Origin of the sequence: Serratia grimesii (assembly GCF_900186025.1) — a bacterium.
In the GTDB taxonomy this organism is placed as follows: domain Bacteria; phylum Pseudomonadota; class Gammaproteobacteria; order Enterobacterales; family Enterobacteriaceae; genus Serratia; species Serratia grimesii.
On record NZ_LT883155.1, the window covers coordinates 4856705 to 4882058 of the forward strand.

The 25354-nt window shown below is 54.3% G+C and carries 19 protein-coding genes; 5 read left to right on the forward strand and 14 right to left on the reverse strand.

What is annotated here, in order from left to right; genetic code table 11:
- Positions 1–15: 15 nt before the first annotated feature.
- The 5 genes from glgA to asd form a co-directional block, all read right to left on the reverse strand.
- On the reverse strand, positions 16–1449 hold the full coding sequence (glgA, locus tag SGBXF1_RS22700) for a glycogen synthase GlgA (protein WP_061808523.1): 1434 nt from the start codon (positions 1447–1449) through the stop codon (positions 16–18).
- Positions 1450–1576: 127 nt separating this feature from the next.
- A complete protein-coding gene (gene glgC, locus SGBXF1_RS22705) occupies positions 1577–2854 on the reverse strand; it encodes a glucose-1-phosphate adenylyltransferase (RefSeq protein WP_037425021.1) in 1278 nt (425 codons plus the stop codon).
- 12 nt (positions 2855–2866) lie between these two features.
- Positions 2867–4852: a glycogen debranching protein GlgX gene (glgX, locus tag SGBXF1_RS22710; RefSeq protein ID WP_186427576.1), complete on the reverse strand. Its 1986-nt coding sequence runs from the start codon at positions 4850–4852 to the stop codon at positions 2867–2869.
- Positions 4849–7035: a 1,4-alpha-glucan branching enzyme gene (gene glgB, locus SGBXF1_RS22715; protein WP_037425025.1), complete on the reverse strand. Its 2187-nt coding sequence runs from the start codon at positions 7033–7035 to the stop codon at positions 4849–4851. The genes glgX and glgB overlap by 4 nt, the downstream gene beginning before the upstream one ends.
- Positions 7036–7531: 496 nt before the next feature.
- Complete coding sequence (gene asd, locus SGBXF1_RS22720) at positions 7532–8635, reverse strand: aspartate-semialdehyde dehydrogenase (protein ID WP_061808526.1); 1104 nt, start codon at positions 8633–8635, stop codon at positions 7532–7534.
- A 353-nt stretch (positions 8636–8988) separates the two neighbouring features.
- Between asd and SGBXF1_RS22725 the strand changes: the two genes are divergently transcribed.
- Positions 8989–9582 carry a YhgN family NAAT transporter gene (locus SGBXF1_RS22725; protein ID WP_061808527.1) on the forward strand — a complete coding sequence of 198 codons (594 nt, stop codon included), beginning with the start codon at positions 8989–8991 and terminating at the stop codon, positions 9580–9582.
- 48 nt (positions 9583–9630) lie between these two features.
- Here the strand turns inward: SGBXF1_RS22725 and gntK are convergent, their stop codons facing one another.
- The 4 genes from gntK to SGBXF1_RS22745 form a co-directional block, all read right to left on the reverse strand.
- Entirely contained in the window at positions 9631–10158 is a 528-nt protein-coding gene (gntK, locus tag SGBXF1_RS22730; protein WP_037425031.1) for a gluconokinase, read from the reverse strand.
- Positions 10159–10409: 251 nt separating this feature from the next.
- Positions 10410–11726 (reverse strand): gluconate transporter, encoded by a 1317-nt coding sequence (gene gntT / locus SGBXF1_RS22735; protein WP_037425035.1) that lies wholly within the window; start codon positions 11724–11726, stop codon positions 10410–10412.
- 342 nt (positions 11727–12068) lie between these two features.
- Positions 12069–13064: a gluconate operon transcriptional repressor GntR gene (gene gntR, locus SGBXF1_RS22740; protein WP_061808528.1), complete on the reverse strand. Its 996-nt coding sequence runs from the start codon at positions 13062–13064 to the stop codon at positions 12069–12071.
- Positions 13065–13195: 131 nt separating this feature from the next.
- The gene (locus SGBXF1_RS22745; protein ID WP_037425040.1) at positions 13196–13891 is read right to left on the reverse strand and encodes a pirin family protein; all 696 of its coding nucleotides are present in this window, start codon (positions 13889–13891) and stop codon (positions 13196–13198) included.
- 387 nt (positions 13892–14278) lie between these two features.
- On the opposite strand from SGBXF1_RS22745, the gene SGBXF1_RS22750 reads away from it, so the two are divergent.
- Positions 14279–14797 carry a GNAT family N-acetyltransferase gene (locus SGBXF1_RS22750; protein ID WP_037425043.1) on the forward strand — a complete coding sequence of 173 codons (519 nt, stop codon included), beginning with the start codon at positions 14279–14281 and terminating at the stop codon, positions 14795–14797.
- Positions 14794–15972 (forward strand): P1 family peptidase, encoded by a 1179-nt coding sequence (locus SGBXF1_RS22755; protein ID WP_186427577.1) that lies wholly within the window; start codon positions 14794–14796, stop codon positions 15970–15972. The genes SGBXF1_RS22750 and SGBXF1_RS22755 overlap by 4 nt, the downstream gene beginning before the upstream one ends.
- A 57-nt stretch (positions 15973–16029) precedes the next feature.
- Here the strand turns inward: SGBXF1_RS22755 and iolE are convergent, their stop codons facing one another.
- The 4 genes from iolE to iolD form a co-directional block, all read right to left on the reverse strand.
- A complete protein-coding gene (gene iolE / locus SGBXF1_RS22760) occupies positions 16030–16926 on the reverse strand; it encodes a myo-inosose-2 dehydratase (RefSeq protein ID WP_061808530.1) in 897 nt (298 codons plus the stop codon).
- 87 nt (positions 16927–17013) lie between these two features.
- Positions 17014–17898 (reverse strand): sugar phosphate isomerase/epimerase family protein, encoded by an 885-nt coding sequence (locus tag SGBXF1_RS22765; protein ID WP_037425050.1) that lies wholly within the window; start codon positions 17896–17898, stop codon positions 17014–17016.
- Positions 17899–17938: 40 nt separating this feature from the next.
- Entirely contained in the window at positions 17939–18952 is a 1014-nt protein-coding gene (iolG, locus tag SGBXF1_RS22770) for a bifunctional inositol 2-dehydrogenase/D-chiro-inositol 1-dehydrogenase (RefSeq protein WP_037425052.1), read from the reverse strand.
- 64 nt (positions 18953–19016) lie between these two features.
- Complete coding sequence (gene iolD / locus SGBXF1_RS22775; protein WP_186427578.1) at positions 19017–20957, reverse strand: 3D-(3,5/4)-trihydroxycyclohexane-1,2-dione acylhydrolase (decyclizing); 1941 nt, start codon at positions 20955–20957, stop codon at positions 19017–19019.
- Between the two features lie 535 nt (positions 20958–21492).
- Here iolD and SGBXF1_RS22780 point away from each other — a divergent pair.
- Together SGBXF1_RS22780 and SGBXF1_RS22785 are read left to right on the forward strand one after the other, a co-directional pair.
- Positions 21493–23421 (forward strand): bifunctional 5-dehydro-2-deoxygluconokinase/5-dehydro-2-deoxyphosphogluconate aldolase, encoded by a 1929-nt coding sequence (locus tag SGBXF1_RS22780; RefSeq protein WP_186427579.1) that lies wholly within the window; start codon positions 21493–21495, stop codon positions 23419–23421.
- A 196-nt stretch (positions 23422–23617) separates the two neighbouring features.
- Entirely contained in the window at positions 23618–24454 is an 837-nt protein-coding gene (locus SGBXF1_RS22785) for a MurR/RpiR family transcriptional regulator (RefSeq protein WP_037425059.1), read from the forward strand.
- Positions 24455–24500: 46 nt separating this feature from the next.
- Here SGBXF1_RS22785 and iolB read toward each other — a convergent pair whose 3' ends face one another.
- Positions 24501–25322 (reverse strand): 5-deoxy-glucuronate isomerase, encoded by an 822-nt coding sequence (gene iolB, locus SGBXF1_RS22790; protein WP_186427580.1) that lies wholly within the window; start codon positions 25320–25322, stop codon positions 24501–24503.
- Positions 25323–25354: the final 32 nt, after the last annotated feature.

Genomic DNA, 25354 nt, shown 5'->3' on the forward strand with positions numbered 1-25354 from the left:
TGTATGTCACAACGCTTACAACAAGCGTTGATAAAGCGACAGGTATTCCTTTGCCGCAACCTGCCAGCCAAAATCCACGCTCATTGCGTGGCGCTGGACGTGACGCCAATGCTTAGGTCTACTCCACAGCACCATGGCGCGCCGAATGGCGTTGCCCAGTGCGGCGGCATCACAATCATCAAAGACAAATCCGCTGGCGCTGCCGTCGGCCAGATTCTCCAGCGCGCAATCTACCACCGTGTCCGCCAACCCACCGGTGCGACGCACCAGTGGCAGCGTGCCGTATTTCAGGCCATAGAGTTGGGTTAGCCCGCAGGGTTCGAAGCGACTTGGTACCATGATCACATCCGCCCCGCCGATAATGCGATGTGAAAAGGCCTCATGGTAACCAATCTGTACACCGACCTGTTCCGGGTAGTCAGCAGCAGCAGCCAGAAACGCCTGCTGCAACACCGCATCACCAGCCCCTAACAGGGCCAATTGGCCACCTTGCTCCAACAACGCGGGCAGCGCTTCCAATACCAGATCCAGCCCTTTTTGGCTGGTGAGGCGGCTCACAACCGCAAACACTGGCAGCGACTCATCGACCTTCAGCCCCATGGCTTTCTGCAGATGAAGTTTATTCTTGGCTTTGTTTTTCAAATTGTCGGCGTCATAGCGCGCGGTCAGGCGCGGATCGTGGGAAGGGTCCCAAATCTTGTCATCCACACCATTGAGAATGCCGCTCAGCCGCCCCTGCCGGTGGCGTTCTTGTAACAACCCTTCCATACCGTAGCCGAACTCCGGTCGGGTAATTTCACGCGCGTACGTCGGGCTAACGGCAGTGATGTGATCGGCGTAATACAAGCCTGCTTTCAGGAATGACATCTGGCCGTAAAACTCCAGACCGTAAACATTGTAGAACGAAGGTGGCAACCACACTTCCGGTACGTGGTGGGCGGAAAACAGCCCCTGATAGGCCAGATTATGCACGGTAAAAATAGAACGCGCAGGGTGGCCGTTGGCCGCCAGATAGGCACAAGCCAACCCGGCATGCCAATCATGAGCATGCACCACTTGCGGTCGCCAGTAGCGATCCAGCCCTTTGGCCAGTTCACAAGCTATCCAGCCCAACAGGGCAAAGCGCCGATGGTTATCGGAATAGGCATTCATGGATTGGTCGTGATACGGGCTGCCTGGCCGCTCGTACAACCAAGGAGCGTCGATCAGATAGATACCCACGCCGTGGTATGTACCGTAACGCAGGCCAACCCGGCCAGCGAAAGAATCGATTTCCGCCACCAGCACCGAATCCGGTATGCCGTTGCGCACGTCAGGAAAAGCGGGCAATAACACCCGAACATCGCCACCTTCGGCGATCTGAGCTGTCGGTAATGCGCCAACCACGTCTGCGAGCCCCCCGGTTTTCAACAGAGGGAACATTTCAGAACATACGTGTAAAACCTGCATTATCACTCCTGAGAATCGGCTAAATTACTCTGGAAAAGCAGGCTTGCCGCTGTTGTTAATCCCGCGTTGTGCAAGCCATCAGTCCGTTTATATGGCGGCAGGCTATCGTTCTGCCGACTACCTTAACTCACAACTTTGACAACATTTCGCGCGTGACCAACACAATGCCGCCTTCTGAACGATAAAAACGCTTACTGTCCTCATCGGCATTTTCGCCAATCACCATGCCCTCGGGAATGTGACAAGCGCGATCGATAATGCAACGCCGTAAACGGCAGGATCGGCCGACATTAACGTCAGGCAGTAATACGGTAGAGTCGATGGTACAGAACGAGTTCACCCGCACTCGCGGGAACAGCACCGAATGCACCACCACAGAGCCCGAGACAATGCACCCGCCGGACACCAGCGAGTTCATGGTCATACCGTGGCTACCGGAACGATCTTGTACGAACTTGGCTGGCGGTAGCGGTTCCATATGGGTGCGGATTGGCCAGGCGCGATCGTACATATCCAATTCCGGCGTCACGGAAGCCAGATCGAGGTTGGCACGCCAGTAAGCTTCCAATGTGCCCACGTCGCGCCAGTACGGCGGCAGATCGGGGTTGGAGGTGACGCAGGACAACGTGAACGGGTGTGCCCATGCCGCTTTCTGGGCAGTGATTTTCGGGATCAAATCTTTGCCGAAGTCATGGGTGGAGCCCGGCGTAGACATGTCCTCCTCCAGTAATTGGAACAGATAGTCAGCATTAAAGATGTAGATCCCCATACTGGCCAGCGACATATCTGGGTTACCCGGCATCGGCGGTGGATTGCTCGGTTTTTCCAGGAACTTGAGGATCAGGTCGTTTTCGTCCACTTCCATCACACCAAACTCGCTGGCCTCATCGCGCGGCACCGGCAAGCAGGCCACGGTACATTGTGCGCCCTTTTCCACATGGTCGATCAGCATGCGCGAGTAATCCATCTTGTAGATGTGATCGCCCGCCAGGATCACCACATACTCGGCATCGTAACGACGAATGATATCCAGGTTCTGGTACACCGCGTCTGCCGTACCCTTATACCAATGCTCGGTACTGAGGCGTTGTTGGGCCGGCAGCAGATCGACAAACTCATTCATCTCTTCGTTGAGGAACGACCAGCCGCGCTGAATATGCTGCACCAGAGTATGGGACTGGTATTGGGTGATCACACCGATGCGACGGATCCCCGAGTTCAGGCAGTTCGACAGGGCAAAATCAATGATGCGGAATTTACCGCCAAAGTGGACGGCCGGCTTGGCACGGGTTGAGGTTAAATCTTTCAAACGCGAACCGCGGCCACCGGCCAAAATCAGGGCGACAGACTTAATCGGCAGTTGGCGTGCCAACATCAGGGGGTCTTTATTTTCAAACCTAACCATAGCTGACTCCTTTTATTTTTTCTTGACCAGCACGCAAATCGAGTGCGCAGCCTGGTTCCAGGCGGGTAAGACCGCCCGCGAATCTTCCTGAGTAAAGGGGGCGACAAGCTGCCAATCGCCAGCGGGCAACGTCATCTCCACCGCCTGCGGCGTGGCGTTCACCACCACCAGCCAGCGTTGTGACAGACAGATTTGCAACTGCAGATCTCCCTGCTCCCACTGCTGCGCGCTGAGTAATTGCCCCTGCGCGTTCAGCCACTGCACGTTACCGTCGCCCTCCTGCCACCAGCGGTCTTGCTGCAAGGCGGGGATTTGTTGGCGCAGACGGATCAGTGCAGCGGTGTACGTGGTGAGTGAGTCATCCGCCGTGGCCCAGTCGAGCCAGGTGATAGCGTTGTCCTGACAATAGGCATTGTTGTTGCCCTGCTGGCTGTGTCCATGCTCATCGCCGGCCAGCAGCATCGGCGTACCCTGGGACAGTAACAGCGTGGCAAGGAGTGCCCGCTGGCTAGCCCTGCGGTGTTGCACAATAGTGTCGTCGGCAATGGGGCCTTCAACACCGTGGTTGTTGCTAAAGTTACGATCACTGCCGTCACGGTTACCTTCACCGTTCAGTTGGTTGTGTTTGCGGTTAAAACTGACCAGATCCTGCAAAGTAAATCCGTCATGCGCGGTCAGCATATTGATGCTGGCGTAGGGTGCACGCCCGCGTCGGTTGAACAAATCACTGGAGGCGGCAAAACGTTGGGCAAACTGACCCAGCGAGACATCACCCTGTAACCAGAAACGGCGCATGTCATCCCGATAATGGTCGTTCCACTCAGCGAAGCGCCCGGGAAACTCGCCGACCTGATAACCCCCGGGGCCGATATCCCACGGCTCGGCAATCAGTTTGCAGCGCGACAACAGATCGTCCGCCAGCATCGCCTGGAACAGCGGTGCATCGCGATCAAACGCTGGCGTGCGGCCGAGTACGCTACCCAAATCGAAGCGGAAACCATCAACATGGCATTCACCTACCCAGAAACGCAGGCAGTCCATCACCCAAGCCACACCCTGCGGCTGATCCAATCGCAGGGTGTTACCACAACCAGTATCGTTCACGTAGTCGCCATCCGGTGTCAGCCAGTAGTAGCCCGGGTTATCAATGCCGCGTAACGACAGCGTTGGCCCATCCATATCAAGCTCGGCGCTATGGTTGAACACCACATCGAGAATCACTTCAATACCGGCCTTATGCAGCGCTTTAACCGCATCGCGAAACTCACGCAGCGGTGTCATGTCGGCTCGCAGGCTGGAATACCGGTTATCCGGCGCAAAAGGCGCCAACACGTTATAACCCCAGTAATTAATCAACCCGAGGCGCTGCAAGCGTGGCTCAGAGCTGTGCTGCTGCACCGGCAGCAGTTCCAGCGCCGTAATACCAAGGCGCTTGAAATACGCGATCATCACCGGATGACCGAGCGCAGCGAAACTGCCGCGCAGCACCTGCGGGATATCTGGGTGTTGTAGGGTCAAACCACGCACGTGCGCTTCGTAGATCACCGTTTTACCCCACGGCGTGGCTGGGGGACGGTCATCTTGCCAATCGTAAACCTCGTCGATCACCACGCATTTCGGCATCAACCCGGCGCTGTCATGCTGGTCTGGGCGGTCATAGCCACCATGCAGATAGGGATCGTCCGCCACGGGTCCCTCTACCGCACGGGCTGCTGGATCCAACAGCAGTTTATTGGGATTAAAACGCAACCCTTGTGCAGGATCGAACGGGCCATGTACCCGGTAACCGTAACGCTGGCCCGGTTTGCCTCCCGGCAGATAGCCGTGCCAGATATCACCGCTACGCGTCGTCAGCGGCAGACGTATTTCGCGTTGCTGTTCATCGAACAGACACAGTTCAACTCCCGTAGCATGGGAGGAATACAGGCTAAAGTTGATGCCATTACCGTCATAATGCGCCCCGAGAGGCGCGGCGATACCCGGCGTCAGCTCAGTCATGGCGCCTCCCGCAACAGGTAGATGGTCGCCAGCGGAGGTACGGTCACGCTAATCGAATGCTCGCGACCATGATGGCCTGTTTGCTCGGACACTACGCGGCCTTGGTTGCCGGTATTGCTGCCGTGATAATGGTGTGAATCGGTATTGAGAATTTCTCGGTATTCACCGGCGCGTGAAATACCGATGCGATAATGATGGCGCGGCACTGGGGTAAAGTTGCTGACAGCGATCAGCTCATTGCCCTGTGCGTCATAGCGGGCAAAGGCAAAGACCGAGTTATCGTGGTCATCCACAACCAGCCACTCAAAGCCGTCTGGGCGGTAATCCCGCTCATACAACGGGGCTTGTTGTTGGTAGCAATGGTTAAGATCACGTACCAGCCGCTGCACACCATGATGCCAGTTATCCAACCCTTCCAGCAGATGCCAGTCGAGACTGCTATCAAAATTCCACTCGCGCCCTTGGGCAAACTCACAGCCCATAAACAGGAGTTTTTTGCCCGGGTGCGCCCACATAAAACCATAGTAGGCACGCAGGTTAGCAAACTTTTGCCAGGCATCGCCGGGCATGCGATCGAGAATGGATTTTTTGCCGTGTACCACTTCGTCATGAGAAATCGGCAGCACAAAGTTTTCGGTGTAAGCATACAACATGCCAAAGGTCATCTGATTGTGATGATACTTACGGTGCACCGGGTCACATTGCATGTAATTAAGCGTGTCATGCATCCAACCCAGGTTCCATTTGTAGTGGAACCCCAACCCGTTAGATTCTGGCGGCAGTGTCACGCCTGGATAGTCAGTGGATTCCTCCGCCAACGTCACAGCACCGGGGCGCTCCTTGCCAACGGTATGGTTGGTATAACGCAAGAAGGCGATCGCCTCCAGATTCTCGTTGCCACCGTAATAATTTGGCACCCACTCGCCCTCGGCACGGCTGTAGTCGCGGTAAATCATTGAAGCCACCGCATCCACACGCAGCGCGTCGATACCATAGCGCTCTAGCCAGTAAAGTGCATTGCCCGCCAAATAGTTACGTACCTCATTGCGGCCATAATTGTAGATCAGGGTGTTCCAGTCCTGATGGAAACCTTCGCGCGGGTCGGCGTATTCATACAACGCGGTACCGTCGAAATTTGCCAGGCCATAGGCATCGCTGGGGAAATGCCCTGGTACCCAGTCCAGGATCACGTTGATACCCGCCCGATGCGCCGCCGCAACAAAATCTTTAAAGTCGGCCGGAGTGCCAAAGCGCCGTGTCGGGGCGTACAAGCCTAGCGGTTGATAACCCCAGCTCCCGTCAAACGGGTGCTCATTAATCGGCAGCAGTTCGATATGGGTGAACCCCATGTCTTTAACATAGCCAATTAACTGTTCTGCCAGTTCACCGTAGCTGAGCCAGAAATTATCATCAGTGTGACGGCGCCATGAGCCAAGATGCACCTCATAAATCGAAATCGGTCGGTCAAAATCATTGGCTCGCCGACGTTCGGGAGTATTTTCTACTACCTCCGGCAACGGCGTCACCAGCGACGCAGTGTCCGGCCGCATCTGCGCTTCAAAAGCGTAAGGGTCAGCCTTCAATTGGGTATTGCCATAGCAGTCAATAATTTCGTACTTGTACAACTGCCCGGCGCTCACTCCCGGTAGGAACAGCTCCCAAATGCCGTTTTCACGACGCAGCCGCATGGGGTGGCGACGGCCATCCCAGAAGTTGAACTCACCTACCACCGAAACACGCTGGGCGTTCGGTGCCCAAACGGCAAAGCTGACACCTTCAACATCATCAAGCGTAGCGAGATGCGCGCCTAAGCGTTCATAAGGGCGTAAATGGGTGCCTTCCGCCAGCAGCCAACTGTCGATATCTTGTAACAGCGTGCCAAAACGGTAGGGATCGTCGACGATCTGCTGGTGATCGTGCCAGCGGACCTCGAGTTGATAGCGAAATGGTGTTTTACGGCGTGGGACCGTGGCGCTGAAAAAGCCGCGATCATCGTCACAGTTGAGCTGTACCAATCGGCGGCCTGTTTGCTGTTCCAGCAACCAGACTTCACTGGCATCAGGCAACAGTGCGCGTACTTGCAAGCCGTTGTCAGCCGCATGCATGCCCAGCAGGGAAAAGGGATCGGCAAAGTTGCCGGAGAAAAGCTGATCAATCACGTCACGATCGGGAAGTACAGGCATAGTCTTCTTCCTAAGATTAAGAGCATGATTTATAAGAGGCCGCGTAATCCCATCGCCTTTCAGGTTACAGCGAAGAGGCTGTACCTTGAGATCCACAGGGCATAACGCTTAATCCATAGCCGTTTTGGTTATCATGCAATTCATTCGGTATCTAAAGCGTGATTGCGGTCGGTTATTGATCAATTCTCACCTTCCCGGTCCGAATTCCGCTCTTTATGCTTATTTTTAGCGCTGGTGGAAATTTATCCGCCAGTTCTTTAAGCATAGCTAATGTCGGTTAAAAACATTGCCCATTACCAAGGAAAACGCTTCATTAAGAAAACTGCCAGCCTGACAACGTCTTTGCGCTGCTGCCTGCATGGAGATGTGATGATGATTTGTGCGCTTTCTCCCCTTTACAGCAACTGAGTCCATGGCGCGCCGAAACAGAGAAAAAGAAAGAAAATAAGGCTTTTGGGGGCTGAAAGAGGTCAGCCCCCGGGAAGTACAGTTCAGGTTACAGCAGGATGCGCAGCATGCGGCGTAGCGGTTCAGCCGCGCCCCACAACAACTGGTCACCCACGGTGAACGCAGACAGGTATTCCGGCCCCATATTCAGCTTGCGCAGACGACCGACTGGCGTATTCAACGTCCCGGTTACCGCTGCTGGCGTCAGTTCACGCATGGTCAGTTCACGGTCATTCGGGATCACGCGTACCCAATCATTGTGCGTCGCCAGCATCTGTTCGATTTCCGGCAGTGAAACGTCTTTTTTCAGCTTCAGGGTGAACGCCTGGCTATGGCAGCGCAGCGCACCCACACGCACACACAGACCGTCGACAGGGATCACGCTACCGCTGTTCAGGATTTTGTTGGTTTCCGCCTGACCTTTCCACTCTTCGCGGCTCTGGCCATTATCGAGTTGCTTGTCGATCCACGGAATCAGGCTACCGGCCAGCGGCACACCGAAATTATCGGTTGGCAATTTACCGCTGCGGGTAGCTGCGGTGACTTTACGTTCGATATCCAAAATGGCCGAAGCCGGGTCCTGTAGCTCCTTCGCCACGTCGGCGTGCAGCATACCCATTTGGGTCAACAGTTCACGCATGTGGCGCGCGCCGCCGCCGGAAGCCGCCTGGTAAGTCGCCACTGACGCCCACTCAACCAAATCATTGGCAAACAGGCCGCCCAGAGACATCAGCATCAGGCTAACGGTGCAGTTACCGCCAACAAAGGTCTTGATGCCTTTATCCAGCCCCTGCTGAATCAGCGCACGGTTGACCGGATCCAGAATGATAATCGCGTCATCTTGCATACGCAGAGAAGATGCCGCATCGATCCAATACCCTTGCCAGCCGGTTGCACGCAGCTTCGGGTAAATGTCGTTGGTATAATCGCCGCCCTGGCAGGTAATAATAATGTCGAGCGCGCTCAGCGCATCAACATCGTAAGCATCCTGCAGCGTGCCCTGCTGGCCGCCAAATACCGGCGCCGCTGAACCGTGTTGCGAGGTAGAGAAAAAGACCGGGCGAATGGCGTCAAAATCGCGCTCTTGTGTCATGCGTTGCATGAGTACGGAGCCGACCATTCCGCGCCAACCGATGAAACCAACGTTTTTCATAATGACTGTCCTGCCTTGGAGGATGACTGCTATAAGTTGTGTGCAATATCTCTCCACCTTACAAAATGTCGGCGCAGGCGCAAAGTGAATTTATTCGATAGGTGAGCGATTCTCAGCAATCCTTCTTATATACCCGTCTATACCCGTCGTCTTTCAAGCCAAAGCGTTGTTATCTACCTTGGTTACGGTAGGGTGCGAATATACCCGCACTGCATAATACGGGCTCAGCATGCCGCGCCCCTGCAATACTGAGGGTACGCAAGCTGGTCGCCTGGCTGTAACTTGAAAGCCATAGGGTATAGGTTATTAAGCGGTCGGGATGGCCGACGCGTTTTTCAGATCCAGAGGTAGTAATGACAGAGATGATTTCAGTCACGGTATTGCTGTTTTTAATCATGGACCCACTGGGCAATTTGCCCATTTTCATGTCGGTACTCAAACACCTGGAACCGCGCCGTCGGCGAATGGTGCTGATCCGCGAGTTGCTGATCGCCCTGCTGCTGATGCTGATTTTCCTGTTTGCCGGCGAGAAAATCTTGGCGTTCCTCAACCTGCGTACCGAGACTGTGTCCATTTCCGGTGGGATCATCTTGTTTCTGATCGCCATCAAGATGATTTTTCCCTCACAAGAGGGCGATAGCAGCGGGCTTTCCGCCGGTGAGGAACCCTTCCTGGTGCCGCTGGCAATCCCACTGGTTGCAGGGCCTTCGATTTTGGCGTCATTGATGCTGCTTTCGCACCAGTATCCAAACCATATTTCGTATCTGGTGGTGGCACTGCTGATTGCCTGGGGTATTTCCGCCGCTATCTTGCTGATGTCAAACCTGTTCCTACGCCTGTTGGGCAGCAAAGGGGTCAGCGCGCTGGAAAGGCTGATGGGGCTGATTTTGGTGATGTTGTCGACCCAGATGTTCCTGGACGGCGTGCGGGCTTATATGAAGTTGTAGTGAGGGTACTGGCGCCTGCTCAGCGCCGGTACAGAATGGCAGCCCGGCTTACTGGGCTGCAACACGCCGAATATAGGCGAGAGTATCCGCGACCACACCGTCCAGCGGTTGGTTTATCTCGATCGCCTGCACGTCTTGTTCTTGCTCGTTAGGCTCTTCTAACGTAGCAAACTGGGAAACCAACATCTGCGGCTTGAAGAAATGGCCCTTACGCTGCTTCAAACGCTCCTCAATCACCGCCTTGTCACCCTTCAGATAGATAAAATGCAGGTTGCGGTTGCCTTCACGCAGGCGGTCACGATAGCTTTTTTTCAGCGCGGAACACACCAACAGGGAAACGTCGTTGGTACGCTCCATGGCAAAGATCGCGTCATTTAATGCCGCCAGCCATGGGGCGCGATCGTTATCGTCCAACGCATGCCCGGCAGCCATTTTGTTGATGTTGGCACGCGGGTGCAGGTAGTCGCCGTCCAGCATTGCGGCATTGGCTTCATGAGCGACGGCGCTGGCCACGGCGGATTTGCCGCTGCCTGAAACGCCCATCAGAATAAATACGTGGTGCTGTGGATTACTCATATGTCATGCCCTTATGGAGTCAGATACACGTTATGGCGGCAGTTCATGCCACCAGCGTCATCAAATACGCCCCAAACTCAAAATAGTTTCCGACACCACCCTGGCACCGAAAACCTCACTAAATACCAACGAATTTCACGTTACAGCCAGGTGGCCAACTCACCAATCCCCTGGGGTTGCAGGGGCGCTGCATGCTGCGCCCCTGCCATCATTGAGATTTGAACGTCACCGCTTTAAAGGCGACGGAGATGTTAGACGACCGTCGCCAGCAGCAGACAACCTACCAGGCCGCAGACTGAGATGATGGTTTCCAATACCGACCAAGATTTGATGGTTTCCATGATGCTCAAGTTGAAGTATTCCTTGAACAGCCAGAAACCGGGATCGTTGACGTGAGAGAAAATCACGCTGCCAGACCCAACAGCAATCACCATCAGTTCCGGGCTGACCCCGGTGGTGGCAATCAGCGGTGCGACAATACCACCAGCGGTTATTGCTGCCACGGTAGCAGACCCCAACGCCAGACGCAGAGCCGCGGCAATGGACCACGCCATCAGAATCGGTGATACATTACTGCCTTCCATCAGCGCGGCAATGTACTTCTCCACGCCGCTGTCGACCAGCACCTGCTTGAAGGCACCGCCACCACCGATGATCAACAACATCATGGCGATAATTTTGATGGAGTCAGTGATGGTCCCCATCACCTCATCCATAGTGCGCCCACGATTCAGACCAAAGGTGAAGATGGCGATCAGTACCGCAATCAGTGTTGCCATTACCGGGTCGCCGAAGAATTCGGCAAAACGCAGCAGGCTATGGCCCTTCGGCAGCACCATTTCGGCTACCGCACGCAGCGCCATCAGGATCACGGGTACCAAAGAGGTAGCAACACTGATGCCAAAGCTTGGCATTTCTGCTTCGGTGAAGATTTTTGGGTTATACAAACCTTCAGGAACCGGCTTGTCGATGCCTTTCAAGAAGCGGGCATAGACCGGACCGGCCAGGATCACCGTTGGAATAGCCAACAGCGTGCCGTACAACAGCGTTTTGCCCATATCCGCATGGAAGATGGTGGCGATCGCCGTTGGACCTGGGTGCGGCGGCAGGAAACCGTGGGTCACCGACAACGCAGCCGCCATCGGCACGCCGACATACAGCAGTGGCACACGTGCCGAAGCCGCAATGCTGAAGACCAGCGGTAACAGCAACACGAAACCGACTTCATAGAACAGAGCAAAACCGACGGTAAACCCGGTCAGCACCACCGCCCATTGAATATATTTTTGACCAAACTTCTCGATCAGCGTGGTGGCAATGCGCTGGGCACCCCCACAGTCCGCCAGCAGCTTGCCGAGCATGGCGCCGAAGCCCATGATCAGCGCCAGGCTGCCTAACGTGCCGCCAACGCCGGCCTTGATGGAGCCGATCACTTTATCGACCGGCATGCCCTGAGCGATACCCACCGCCAAAGCAACCAGTACCAGAGAGATAAAGCCGTTCAGCTTAAAGCGGATCATCAGCAGCAACAGCAGCGCAACGCCGCCTGCAACAATCACTAATGGCATAATTTTTCTCCAACCTTTTTATCGCAGACCCTCTTTACAATAGGTCGTAAAGCGCGCGTTTGTTGTATTTTTAGGCTCTTCCCGGTGTTAGAAGACGAGCTGTAGGTGGTGTTGAGTCAAAGGTTCTATCTTGAGCAATACAACCGCATACTCATTGTTACCGGTATCATGATACCGGTAACAGCATGATTGCCGGAACCGGGGTACGGGCTAAAATTCGCGTTCTGGGATAGAGATCAAACTTATGAGGGTAACAGGCGGCAAACTTACAGACGGGTGTGAAAACGCGCCAAACGACGCGCTTTCATCATTAAAATCGTTCAATCAGCGGGTTAAAACCGTTCAGATACTGCCGCCGGGGATCACGGTGAAACCAACGTCCACCATGCGTGGACTGACCGTTTCGCCACGCAAACGAGCCAACAGACGTTCAGCGCCGATTTGCCCCATACGTTCACGCGGCGTCAATACGCTCGCCAACTTCGGCACCATAACCTGGCCGATATCGTGGCCGTGGAAACCGGCAATTGCCATATCATTGGGGATCGACAGCCCTTGTCGCTGGCACTCAAAGGTCGCACCAATCGCCAGGTCATCGTTGGTGCAGAAGATACTGTCTATCTGCGGATAATCGCGCTGCGCCTGGCGCAACAGCTCACCACCGGCAGAATAAGACGACGAACGCGCAGTCATGACGCTGTATGGCTCCAGACCGGATTCGCGCATTGCCTGCTCATAGCCCTGCTGTTTGATAATGGTACGTTCATCCTGACGTGCGCCGAAGTACACCACGTGACGATGGCCGTGTGCGATGATTTGCTGGGTCATCTGGCGTGCCGCTTCAAAGTTATTGAAGCCTACGGCCAGATCGATGCAAGGTGAAACGCAGTCCATCAGTTCGACGACCGGGATCCCCGCGACCTCAATCATTTTCATGGTACGTGGTGTATGGTGCCGCTCAGACAGAATCAACCCGTCAATATTGTAAGACAGCAACGAGGTCAGACGCTGTTCTTCACGTTCCGGCAAATAGCCGTAGTGCGCCAGCATGGTTTGATAATTGTGCGCATCAGTCACGCTCTCAATGCCGCGGAGCACTTCGGCGAACACCTGGTTGGTCAACGACGGCAACAATACGCCAATAGCACGGCTGGTTGAGTTGGAAAGAATATCCGGCGCACGGTTGGGGATGTAGCCCAGCTCATCAAGCGCGACGGCAATTTTTTGCTGCAAGGCGACAGAAACCTGATCGGGATTACGCAGATAACGGCTCACCGTCATCTTGGTAACGCCAACCTTGTCCGCGACATCTTGAAGTACCGGCCGTTTTTTCTTCATTATCAATGAACTGGCTAACCGTGAATGGGCGCTCATTTTAGCAAAAAAAAACCGGGGCCGATATTGTTGGTTACTGGGAAGCCGAACGCAAAAAGGGCTCACCTTGTGAGCCCTTGATATTTACCACTTAATCAGACCGGTGGCAGATCGAACAACAGGATTTCACTGTCTTCATCGGCATGAATCGACAGTGCCGTTTCGTCCCACACCGCGAAAGCGTCGCTGGTACCAGCCTGCTGACCATTAACAACAACCTTGCCACGTACCACCTGGATCCAGACACGACGCCCTGCTTCAATTGGGCATTCCGCCTGTTCGTCTTTATTCAACGCCCAGCGGGACAGTGTCATATCCTGGAACACCTTCAGCGAACCTTCACGCGCATCCGGTGACAACACCAGCTGACGGCCCTGCGGCGCATCAAACATGCGTTGTTCATAGCGTGGTTCCAGCCCGACCTGATCAGGGATGATCCAGATCTGGTACAGGTGCAACGGACGATCGTTGTTACCGTTGTACTCAGAGTGACGCACCCCGGTACCCGCACTCATGATCTGGAATTCACCAGCCTGGATCTGCTCTTTATTACCCATGCTGTCCTGATGCTCTACTGTGCCGCTCAGCACGTAGGTCAGGATTTCCATGTCTTTATGCGGGTGAGTACCAAAACCCTGCCCTGCATCGATCATGTCTTCGTTGATCACCCGCAGCGCCGAGAACCCCATAAAGTCAGCATCATAATAGTTAGCAAATGAGAAGGTGTGCCAGCTATCCAGCCAACCATGATTGGCATGACCACGATCTTCTGCCTTACGTAAATAAATCATATTCAACTCTCCTCAATGTTTTTTACAGTCTAGTCCTGGCAGCAGAATAAGAAAGCGTAAAAAACTCATCCCTCTGTTCAAAAAATTAGATGGAGTAGTGAAGCAATTGGCAATGGATTTGTTGAAGGCATGCAGGGCTGAAAACAGGCAAAAAAAAAGCCAGCACCCGAGCTGGCTAAGTAATACTTGGAAGCAATGTGAGCAATGTCGTGCCTTCGCAGTGAGGATATCAAAGGTTGATACTCTCCCCGGAACGCATCGCAATAATAATCATTATCATTCGCACCTGTAAAGCGTTTTTTTAACCAACACGTAATAATATTGACTCGACACAATAAACGGATAAATTCAGAGGTTATTCAACCGGTAAGCCAAAGGAGCAGCGTAATGAGTGAAATCGTAGTTCGTCACGTGGAAACAACAGATGCACAGGCCCTGTACCAGCTTTACTCTCAGCCGAAGGCTTACCGTGACACACTACAACTTCCGTTACCGTCAATTGAGCAGTGGCACAAGCGCCTCGCCAACCTCGAACCGGGCACTCACAATTTGGTGGCCTGTATCGACGGGCAGGTCGTCGGTCAGTTGGGCCTACTGCTGAACCAGCGCGTACGGCGCCGTCACGTGGCAACCTTTGGCATTGGCGTCGATGACCACCATCACGGCAAGGGCGTCGGCAGCAGCCTGATGAAGGCGATGATCGACCTTTGCGACAATTGGGCGGCCATCGAACGCATCGAACTGACGGTGTTTACCGACAATCAGGCTGCCATTGCGCTCTACCGCAAATTCGGTTTTGAAATTGAGGGCACCAGCCGCGCCTATGCTATACGCGACGGCGAGCTGGTCGATTCCTATCATATGGCGCGCTTTCGCAGTGAACAGCGGAAAAACACATCATCATGAGTGATGCCAAAAGTAGATCAGGGGCGGTTAACCGCCCCTTAACCGTCAGCCGCCGCACCTTTGTACAAACGCTGGCCTGCGTAACGGGTGCTATTGGCATCCTTTCTCCTACCGCACTCTTGGGGGCTGCAATGCCAACCTCTCCTGCCGTACGCACCGGCACCCGTAACCTGATTACCGACGTGCCTGGCTTACGGGTCGGCATCGCCCAAGACAGCCATGTACGCACCGGCACCACAGTGATCCTGCCCGATCACCCCACGATCGCCGCGGTTGACGTGCGCGGTGGTGGCCCTGCAACCCGGGAAACCGATGCGCTTGGGGAAGATAACCTGGTGCAGACCATTGATGCTTTAGTACTTAGCGGCGGTTCCGTATATGGTTTGGCGGCGGCGGATGGTGTGGCAGCCTGGCTGGGGCAACAAGGCAGAGGTTATGCCCTTCGCCCGGCGCCCGGTGTGCCGGTGTCTCCGATAGTGCCCACGGCCTGCCTATATGATTTAAGCAACGCAGGTGATAAAAACTGGCAGCTTAATCCACCTTATCGTCAACTGGGGATAGAGGCCGCAAGCAAAGCAGGCCTCGACTTCCCGCTCGGCACGGTGGGTGCAGGCTATGGCGCAATGACCGGTATGGGCAAGCTGAAAGGCGGCCTGGGTTCAGCGTCAATCCTGGCAACGAATGGCGCTACCGTCGGTGCACTAGTGGCGGTCAACAGTCTGGGTTCTGTGGTGGCCCCCGGCACCCACGCCTTCTGGGCCACACCTTATGAAATCAACGGCGAATTTGGCAACGGCGGAGCCGCGGCACTGGCACAACTGCACGGCCAGGGCGAAGACTGGATGCCCGAAGAGCCGACGGGCGGCAGGAAGAACACCACCCTGGCCTGTATCGCCACCGATCTGGCCTTAACTCGGGTAGAACTGAAACGCGTGGCGATCATGGCACAGGACGGCATGGCGCGCGCCATCCGCCCACTGCATAGCCCGTTCGACGGCGACGTAGTGTTTGCCTTATCCACCGGGCAGCGCAAAGTCGAAGGGAGCCGAGAGCTGGCGGTGCTGCAAATTGGCGCACTGGCAGCGGACACGTTGGCGCGAGCGATCGCCCGTGGCGTTTACGCCGCCACTCCTTGGCCTGATGGACAAGTTACCACCTGGAAAACACTGACCTGATACCAATAAAAAAGGGCGCCTTGATTGCTCAAGCGCCCCTTGACGTTCTCAGTCAGGTTAAATACCGGCGGTCTCTTTGATATAACGACGTGCTTTCACCGCATATTCAAACGGGTTAGCCAGCGCCGGATCTTGCTCAGCCTCGACCACCATCCAGCCTTTGTAGCCCCGCTCATCCAGTAATTTAAATACCGGTAGGAAGTCGATTACCCCATCACCCGGCACGGTGAAGGTGCCTTTCTTCACACCGTCAAGGAAGCTCAGTTTATTGGCCTTCACTTCTGCAACAATCTCATCACGCACGTCCTTCAGATGTACGTGGTTAATACGCGGCAGGTATTTTTCCAGTATTGCCATCATCGCCTGCTGGCTGCCTTCCGAATAGTAAGCATGCCCGGTATCAAACAGCAGGTAGACGTCGTCGTTCACCATACTCATGTAGCGATCGATCTCTGCGGTAGTCTGAATGCCGGTACCCATATGGTGGTGCAGGCAGACCTGCATACCTTTATCGGCAGCAATTTTTGCCAACTCATTGTAACCATCGGCCACCCGCTGCCACTCTTCATCGTTGAAATATGGCTTCTCTTCAAACACCCCTTTGGTGGTGCCCTGAATACTCTTGCTCTGCTCGGAGCAGCCAATCACTTTTGCTCCCATCGCATGCAGGAAATTCATATGGTTAATAAATTCATCGATGGTTTTTTCTTTCAGGCCATCGGCAAAAAATGTGCTAAACCAGGCATTGCAGATTTGAATGCCGCGAATGTCCAACATCGGCTTCAGCACTGCCGGATCTCGTGGGTACTTGCTGCCGACCTCGCTGCCGGTGAACCCGGCCAGTGCCATTTCACTGACGCACTGCTGGAAAGTGTTTTCTTTGCCTAACTCTGGCATGTCGTCATTGGTCCAGCCGATCGGGGCGATGGCCAGTTTTACGTTGTCTTTATTCATTTTCAGCCTCAGTAATATACCGTCGTCTTTCAAGCCGCAGGGTATAGAGCCGGTCTGTAGGCGATTTTCACCCGCGCAGCCGGGAAATTATTTACCCAACAGCTCTTTTTCGATGCGCTCTCGGGTCGCTACAGCCTGGGTTTTCATTCTTTCCGGGTAACCAAACAGTGAGGTGCAGATAATCGACTCGCCGCCGACCTTAAAGTTGCGATTAGCAAACTCCATATCACGCAAGGTCTGGAACAAAGTCTCGAAGTCCACTTCTCCTTCGCCGATACCCATATGCTGATGCACCGCAGCATCAACACCAGGCGGATTGACGATATAGCGACAGTGTTTGGTATGGTTCATGGTGTCGGCGATAAGCACATGCGAGAGATCGTCACCGGCATATTGCAGCATGCCAGCCACGTCACCCTGACCTTTGTCGTAGTAAAAGGTATGAGGCACGCTGTAGAGATATTTAACGTGATCGCTACGCAGCGACTTGACGATATCCGCGGTTTCGTTGCTCAGTTCGCAGAAGTCCCATGGATGTGACTGGATCTCCATGCGAATACCTTCCCGCTCGATAATCGGCAACAGCTCTTCCATTGAGCGATACCACAACTCTTCACAGATTTCCGGCTCATTAGGATTGCCCGCCAGTTCGGTATTGATTACCTGCACGCCCATTTCTACCGCGATTTCGATCATCCGGCGCCAATTTTTGACTGCCGCCTGACGACGATCCTCACCTGGGCCAGACCAGCGATAAACGACAATAAACGAGGAAATCTCCACGCCGGTGGCCTTCAGGACGTTTTTGTATTCCGTCATGACCTCACGCCCAGCTTTCGGATGCTTATAGAACGGATTGATCTGCGGGTGAGGTGACTGCTCAATATACTGATAGCCCCAGTCCGCCACCTGCTGAACCATTTTCGTGATGCCCAGGTCTCTGATGACATCAACATCAAAAGCGATCTTCATGGTCATTCCTCGTTAAACGTGGATACGGGTGGTCAGAACACTATTTGTTGTAGAACGACGGACGTGGTGGCAAGGTCACAGGGACAATCTCACCGCTGAGCTGCGCAGCCACACAGGCATCAGCCGTCACCGCCGCAGCATAACCATCCCAAGCGGAAGGACCTGTCAGCGAACCTGCCAGTACGTCGTTGATAAAGCCTTGTAACTCAACGTCGTAAGCATCAATGAAGCGGTCTTTCCAGTCAGTTAGAATCTCGGTAGACAGCTTGGCACCGCTGCGCATCTGCACTGATGACGGTTCTGGCAGTTTGGCGATACCACTTTCACCGACGACTTCACACTGGATGTCATACCCGTATTGGCAGTTAACGAAGATTTCGACATCAATACGTGTACCCTTCGCGGTTTCAAACAGCACAATTTGCGGATCTTTCAGATGCGGGAACGCCTTGGCGCTTTTACGTGGGAATACCACCTGTACCGACACATAGTCGTCATCCAGCAGCCAACGCAATACGTCAATCTCGTGGATCAAGGTGTCAGTGATCGCCATATCTGTGGTGTAAGCTTCACCGACAGTCGGGTTGCGGTGTGCACAATGCAGCATCAGTGGCTCACCAATTTGTCCACTGGTCAGCACTTGCTTCAGCGCTCGGTAGCCTTGATCGTAAGGGCGCATAAAGCCCACTTGCACCAGACGTTTGCCGTGCTTTGCTTCAGCCTCAACGATGTTTTTACATCCTTGAGCCGTGACTGCTAACGGCTTCTCACAGAACACTGGCTTTCCAGCAGCAATCGCTGCCAGCACGAACTCTTCGTGGCTCGGGCCCCAGGAAGTGACCAGCACCGCCTGCACGTCCGACGCTTTGACCAAGTCATGGCCATTGTCATACACCTTGGCGTCCAGTTTCAGGTCGCTCACGACCTTGGCGGCGTTGTCACGGTTAATATCGTTGACCGCCACGATGCGGCTGCCCTGCAACACCTTGCTGCAGCGACGAATGTGATCCCGACCGATTGCACCGGTACCAATAACCCCAATGTTCAGTGTCATTTTCGTTATCCTCTTCAAATAGTTGCGGCAGACGCAAGGTCTGGGTAATCAAGCAATGCGTTAATCAGTAGTCGCGGGCCTTGTCGATGTTCTCTTGCAGCTTGCGAGCCACAGCGACAATTTTTTCATTGTCGGCAACCTGGGCTCCGCCCACGCGCCACCAGCTGAGATACTTGTGCACCATGGTTTTTGGCAGCACTTTAATATCCAGCAGGGTAGAAACGGTTTGCCGACGGGCATCGGCTAATGCCTCGATCAATTGTTGCTCGGTCGTTACGCTGTAGGTTTTACAACCGTAAGCTGCTGCCAGCATCGCGAAGTTGACCGGTACCAACTTGCCGTCAAGTTTGCCACCCTGCGGGTTACGGAAGCGGAACTCGGTGGTATAGCTGTCCATGCCATGTTCCATCTGCAGATTGTTAATGCACCCGTTGGTCATGTTGTCGAACAGCACTACGTTGATTTTGCATCCTTCCTGAATCGACGTAACCAGCTCGGAATGCAGCATCATGAAGGCGCCATCGCCCACTATGGCGTACACCTCACGCTGCGGCTCGGCCAGTTTGACCCCCAGTGCGGCATTAACCTCGTAACCCATGCACGAATAGCCATACTCCACGTGGTAGCCATGTTCACCATGGTTCTGCCACACGCGTTGTAAATCGCCCGGCAAGCTGCCGGCGGCGGCCACGATCACGCTGTCCTGCGGCAAGTGCTGATTCAGTACACCCAGAACCCGGCTTTGGGTCAGCAGCGAGTCGGTCTTTTCGATGAACTCAGCAAACACGCTCTCGCGATCGAGGTGGTCGTCAATTTCCGGCACAAAACCTTCGCCGGTATATTCCACCGCATAAACGCGGGCTGTTTCTTGTTGCTGTGCGCTGCGCGCTTCGCTAATCGCCTTGCCCCAACCAGCACGGTAATCAGATTGTGCCAACAGCGTGCCCAACGCGGACAACGCTTCGCGGGCATCGGCAAGAACCTGCACACCGTCGAGCTTGCCAGCATCAAAGGCACTGACGTTAATATTGAGAAAATCGACGTTGGCATTTTGGAACAGCCATTTTGACGAGGTGGTGAAGTCGGTATAACGGGTGCCCACGCCAATCACCAGATCGGCCTGTCGGGCAAGGGTATTGGCAGCCAGACAGCCGGTTTCGCCGATGCCGCCCAAGTTAAATGGATGATTAGACGGTACAGTCCCCTTACCGGCCTGAGTCTCCACAAACGGAATCTGGAAGCGTTCGGCAAACTCGCGTAGCGCCTGACCAGCCTGTGAGTATTTCACCCCACCGCCGCACACCAGTAGCGGTTGGCGTTTGGTCGTTAGCAACGCCAGGGCATCCGCCAGCATACCTTCCGTTGCCGGTCGGCGATCAAGCCTGTGCACTCGCTTCTGGAAGAAATAGTCAGGGTAGTCGTAGGCTTCGCCCTGCACGTCTTGCGGCAAACTCAGCGTCACCGCACCGGTTTCTGCCGGATCGGTCAGCACGCGCATTGCATTGATACAGGCGCTCATAAGTTGTTCTGGCCGTACAATGCGATCCCAGTATTTGCTCACCGCACGGAAAGCATCGTTGGTGCTAATGCTGAGATCGTAGGTTTGTTCAATCTGCTGCAACACCGGGTCTGGCTGTCGCGAAGCGTAAACATCACCTGGTAGCAGTAATAAGGGAATACGGTTGGCGGTAGCCGTTGCAGCGGCGGTGATCATATTGGCAGCGCCCGGACCGACAGAAGAGGTACAGGCGTAGATCTGCTGACGCAGTTTCTGCTTGGCGAACCCAGTCGCTGCGTGAGCCATGCCCTGCTCGTTTCGCCCCTGGTGCACGATCAAGTCACCGCTGTCTTGTTCCAGCGCTTGCCCAAGACCGAGTACGTTGCCGTGGCCAAAAATCGCAAAGATACCTTTAACGAATTTGGTTTCCACGCCATCGACCAGCAGATACTGGTTGTCGAGGAACCTGACGAGTGCCTGTGCCATGGTTAACCGAATCTTGCCCATTTACTCACCCTTTTAGATTAGTCACGCCCGCTCCGACACCACCCGCATGCCGAACCATAGAAAGTGTGTAATGCCTGTCGTCTTCAAGCGTGTTGCTCAACTTAAACCGACTATGTGAAACGTGAAGCGATTATAAACAAATATATTTTTCATAAAATCACATTACAGAAGAAACATTTCATTTTGCGATAAAGATCGCATTATGATGAAAACCCCGTTTCATCCATGCCTTTAGAATTCACTGACTTAGCCATCCTTTCCTGCATTGCAACTACCCCTCCATCGTGGCTGAACTCACCGCAACCCTTGATAGTGTCTGGCTGTCACACAAGATATATCTCTGCCGTTGGCTGGCGCTTTCCCGGCAAGCAGGACGCAGTTTCCCGCCCCTTTAACCTCGATCTTTAAGGTGTTTTAAATGCATCACATTTTCGGGGTGTAAATTTCATTCATTCTTGAAATTGAAATTTTTATTCCTCATACTTCAAAATATGCTTCGTAGTCGGGGTTTGGCTTAATACAGAAGGAAACGGGTATGGCTACACAAGAAAAACAGCTTGATGTCATTTGTCTCGGGCGTATCGCCGTCGATTTCTATGCACAACAGATCGGCGCACGCCTGGAAGATGCCAGCACATTCTCCAAATATCTCGGCGGATCTTCCGGCAACGTGGCCTATGGCACCGCAATCCAGGGTCTGAAGTCCGGCATGCTGGCCCGCGTCGGCGACGAGCATATGGGCCGTTTCCTGCGCGAAGAACTGCAACGCGTCGGTGCCGATACCCAAAGCCTGATCACTGACCCACAGCGCCTGACCGGCCTGGTGATCCTCGGCATCAAGGATCAGGAAACCTTTCCGCTGATTTTCTACCGTGAAAACTGTGCCGATATGGCACTGACACCGGACGATATCGACGAATCCTACATCGCATCATCACGTGCTCTGGCTATTACCGGCACCCACCTGTCCCACCCGAATACTCGCGCTGCGGTGTTGAAGGCGCTGGAATACGCCCGCCGCCACGGTTTGCGTACTGCGCTGGATATCGACTACCGGCCGGTACTGTGGGGCCTGACGTCTCTGGGCGACGGTGAAACCCGTTTCGTCGAGTCAGAGAAAGTGACCCGCGAGCTACAAGAAGTGCTGCACCATTTTGATTTGATCGTCGGCACTGAAGAAGAGTTTCATATTGCCGGTGGCAGTACCGATACCCTGACCGCGCTAAAAAATGTGCGCAAAGCGACGCAAGCCACATTGGTCTGTAAACGCGGTGCTCAAGGTTGTTCGGTGTTTGAAGGCGAGATCGCCGCCGACTGGCAGCAGGTAAAACTGCATTCCGGCGTGCGGGTTGAAGTCCTGAACGTGTTAGGCGCAGGTGATGCCTTTATGTCTGGTTTGCTACGCGGCTATTTGAATGATGAAGGTTGGGATCAAGCCTGTCGTTATGCAAATGCCTGTGGCGCACTGGTGGTGTCGCGCCACGGTTGTGCACCGGCAATGCCCAGCAAACAGGAACTGGATGATTATCTAGAGCGCGAACGGGAAGTGAAACGCCCTGACCGTGATGAGCGGCTTAACCATCTGCACCGGGTCACTACCCGTAAACAGCAGTGGCCCGAGCTGTGCGTGTTTGCTTTCGATCACCGTAAACAGTTGGCGGATATGGCTCGCGAAGCCAACGTCAGCGAAGAACGCATTCCTAAACTGAAAACCCTGCTACTGGCTGCAGCGCAACAGGCAGCCGAAGTCGCTGGTCTACAGGGTAATAGCGGTATTCTGGCCGACACCACCTATGGTCAGGCAGCACTGAACGAAATTACCGGCCAAGGCTGGTGGATCGGCCGACCGGTCGAACTGCCCGGTTCACGTCCGTTGCGGCTGGAGCACGGTAATATCGGCTCACAACTGATCGACTGGCCGCAAGAACACGTGGTGAAATGCCTGGTGTTTTACCACCCACATGACGCCGTCGACCTGCGCCGCGAGCAGGATGAACTGATTAGCGACGTATATCGCGGCTGCTGCAAGTCTGGCCACGAATTGCTGCTGGAGGTGATCCTGCCGGAAAGCAATGCCGACAAAAACGAAAGCTACTATCTGGAGATGTTGCAACACTTTTATCAATTAGGCATTAAGCCTGACTGGTGGAAATTACCACCGTTGAGTGCAGAGAACTGGCAACAGATCGGCGCCTTGATCGACGCTAACGATCCTTTCTGCCGTGGCGTACTTATCCTGGGGTTGGACTCACCGGAAGAAACGCTGAAAGCCGGTTTCGCCGCGGCTGCCGACGCGCGTTGGGTGAAAGGCTTTGCCGTAGGCCGCACCATCTTCGGACAGCCTTCACGGCGTTGGCTGCTGGGTGAACTGGACGACGTGGCTTTAATTGAACAGGTGAAACAAAAATACCTGACACTGATTGGTTTCTGGCGTCAATACCGCCCGACCTCCCACCAGCATTAATCGCAGAACCCTCCCCTTAAACGGATTTTCGCCGCTTTAAGGGGATTTTTTGCCTGTTTTCTGTGAAGTAACGCAACTTGCAATCGAATAAATCGCTTTTTGGTGAAATGAAATTTCCGCTCCATCTGTTAGAATGTCTTGTCAATAACTCAGGCGTCAGGCCGATACGCCTTAGCCCCCACTGCGAGCCGAATGGATGAACAACCCAACTCAACTTTCGCTGTTACAGGACGAAATCCGCCACCGCTATGAAACGCTGAGCAAGCGTTTAAAACAGGTGGCGCGTTACATTTTGGATAACAGTAACAGCATTGCTTTCGATACCGTCGCCTCCATTGCCGCACAGGCCAGCGTCCCGCCGTCCACCCTGATCCGCTTCGCCAATGCCTTTGGCTTCAGCGGTTTCAACGAAATGAAACAGGTTTTTCGCCAGCACCTGATGGAAGAAACCGTCAACTATACCGAACGAGCACGCCTGTTTCGTCAGACCTCTACCGACGATAATGTCGCACCGGAAAAGCCGGCAGAAATCCTTAACGTTTTCACCATGGTGAACTCCCAGGCACTGCAACAGCTGGCAATGCAAACCAGCCCCGAACAATTGGATCGAGCAGTTGAGTTACTGAACAACGCCGAGAATATTTACGTGATTGGTCTGCGCCGCTCATTCAGTGTCGCCTCCTATCTCACCTATGCATTGCGCCACCTGGAACGCCGGGCGTTCCTGATCGACGGGCTGGGCGGTATGTTTACCGAACAGCTCAGCATGGTGAAACCTAATGACGTCGTGATCGCCATCAGTTACTCCCCCTATGCTCAGGAAGCGCTGGAACTGGTTGAACTGGGTGCCAAGAGCGGTGCGCAGCAGATCGCCATTACTGATAGCCAGGTTAGCCCGCTAGCCGCCTTTAGCGACGTGTGCTTTGTCGTACGTGAAGCCCAGGTGGATGGATTCCGTTCTCAGGTCGCGTCAATGTGTCTGGCGCAGACTCTGGCAGTGTCACTGGCATTGAATAACGCCAAAGAAGAGTAACCCGCTCATAGATCAACAAGGCCCGGCAAGCCGGGCCTGATAAAGATTATTTGGCCGCTGGGTAGCCGTCGGTGTTAATCCATGAGTGGTCTTTTTCCCACGTGAATTTCCATAGCCGTACAGGCCCCGCCATCACATTGAGATAATAATTGTCGTACCCGGCTAACGTCGCCACAGGGTGGTAACCGCGCGGTACCTTGACCACATCACGGTTATACACCGGCATGCACTCATCCAGTGAGCGATCGTCGGTATACACCCGCTGCATACAAAAACCCTGTTCCGGCTGAATCCGGTGATAGTAGGTCTCTTCCAGATAGGTTTCATCCGGCGAATCTTCCTGATCGTGCTTGTGGCTAGGGTACGAACTGGTATTGCCTTCATCCGTATACACTTCTACTACCAGTAAGCTGTCTGCCGGTTCGCTATCGGGTAGAATATTGTGTACCAGTCGCTGGTTACGCCCTTTACCACGACGTTCGACACCCACCTCCGCCGGAGTAATCAACCGCGACGGCAGATGCCCATTACCCGGCGCACTGCAGACCGCCAACTCCAGGGCGCTTTCCGCCCGCACTTCAACCTTGTCGTGATGCGGCACGTATACCGCATAAGGCGGTGTACGTTCAAACGGGCTCATGCGTTTGCCGATGCTCGGGTATTCCGCTCGCAAGGTGGCAACGGAAGCGATGCCGGCGACCAGCACCAGGCATAGCTCTTTGTCGCCGCTTTCCAACCGCAGCGATTGACCGGCTTCAAGGCGATAAACATCAAACCCAACAAAGCGCCAGTCAGCATTCTCTGGGGTGACATGCTGAATGCGGCCCTGACCATCCGGCTGCTGACACTTGGCAAGTAATGAAGACATAGTGATCCTCCGAATTAACTCCCCGTCGACTT

What these genes read in the sequence shown, in the direction of transcription:
- glgA (WP_061808523.1), bottom strand. Translation starts at nt 1,449, where the DNA reads ATGCAGGTTTTACACGTATGTTCTGAAATGTTCCCTCTGTTGAAAACC.
- glgC (WP_037425021.1), bottom strand. Translation starts at nt 2,854, where the DNA reads ATGGTTAGGTTTGAAAATAAAGACCCCCTGATGTTGGCACGCCAACTG.
- glgX (WP_186427576.1), bottom strand. Translation starts at nt 4,852, where the DNA reads ATGACTGAGCTGACGCCGGGTATCGCCGCGCCTCTCGGGGCGCATTAT.
- glgB (WP_037425025.1), bottom strand. Translation starts at nt 7,035, where the DNA reads ATGCCTGTACTTCCCGATCGTGACGTGATTGATCAGCTTTTCTCCGGC.
- asd (WP_061808526.1), bottom strand. Translation starts at nt 8,635, where the DNA reads ATGAAAAACGTTGGTTTCATCGGTTGGCGCGGAATGGTCGGCTCCGTA.
- SGBXF1_RS22725 (WP_061808527.1), top strand. Translation starts at nt 8,989, where the DNA reads ATGACAGAGATGATTTCAGTCACGGTATTGCTGTTTTTAATCATGGAC.
- gntK (WP_037425031.1), bottom strand. Translation starts at nt 10,158, where the DNA reads ATGAGTAATCCACAGCACCACGTATTTATTCTGATGGGCGTTTCAGGC.
- gntT (WP_037425035.1), bottom strand. Translation starts at nt 11,726, where the DNA reads ATGCCATTAGTGATTGTTGCAGGCGGCGTTGCGCTGCTGTTGCTGCTG.
- gntR (WP_061808528.1), bottom strand. Translation starts at nt 13,064, where the DNA reads ATGAAGAAAAAACGGCCGGTACTTCAAGATGTCGCGGACAAGGTTGGC.
- SGBXF1_RS22745 (WP_037425040.1), bottom strand. Translation starts at nt 13,891, where the DNA reads ATGATTTATTTACGTAAGGCAGAAGATCGTGGTCATGCCAATCATGGT.
- SGBXF1_RS22750 (WP_037425043.1), top strand. Translation starts at nt 14,279, where the DNA reads ATGAGTGAAATCGTAGTTCGTCACGTGGAAACAACAGATGCACAGGCC.
- SGBXF1_RS22755 (WP_186427577.1), top strand. Translation starts at nt 14,794, where the DNA reads ATGAGTGATGCCAAAAGTAGATCAGGGGCGGTTAACCGCCCCTTAACC.
- iolE (WP_061808530.1), bottom strand. Translation starts at nt 16,926, where the DNA reads ATGAATAAAGACAACGTAAAACTGGCCATCGCCCCGATCGGCTGGACC.
- SGBXF1_RS22765 (WP_037425050.1), bottom strand. Translation starts at nt 17,898, where the DNA reads ATGAAGATCGCTTTTGATGTTGATGTCATCAGAGACCTGGGCATCACG.
- iolG (WP_037425052.1), bottom strand. Translation starts at nt 18,952, where the DNA reads ATGACACTGAACATTGGGGTTATTGGTACCGGTGCAATCGGTCGGGAT.
- iolD (WP_186427578.1), bottom strand. Translation starts at nt 20,957, where the DNA reads ATGGGCAAGATTCGGTTAACCATGGCACAGGCACTCGTCAGGTTCCTC.
- SGBXF1_RS22780 (WP_186427579.1), top strand. Translation starts at nt 21,493, where the DNA reads ATGGCTACACAAGAAAAACAGCTTGATGTCATTTGTCTCGGGCGTATC.
- SGBXF1_RS22785 (WP_037425059.1), top strand. Translation starts at nt 23,618, where the DNA reads ATGAACAACCCAACTCAACTTTCGCTGTTACAGGACGAAATCCGCCAC.
- iolB (WP_186427580.1), bottom strand. Translation starts at nt 25,322, where the DNA reads ATGTCTTCATTACTTGCCAAGTGTCAGCAGCCGGATGGTCAGGGCCGC.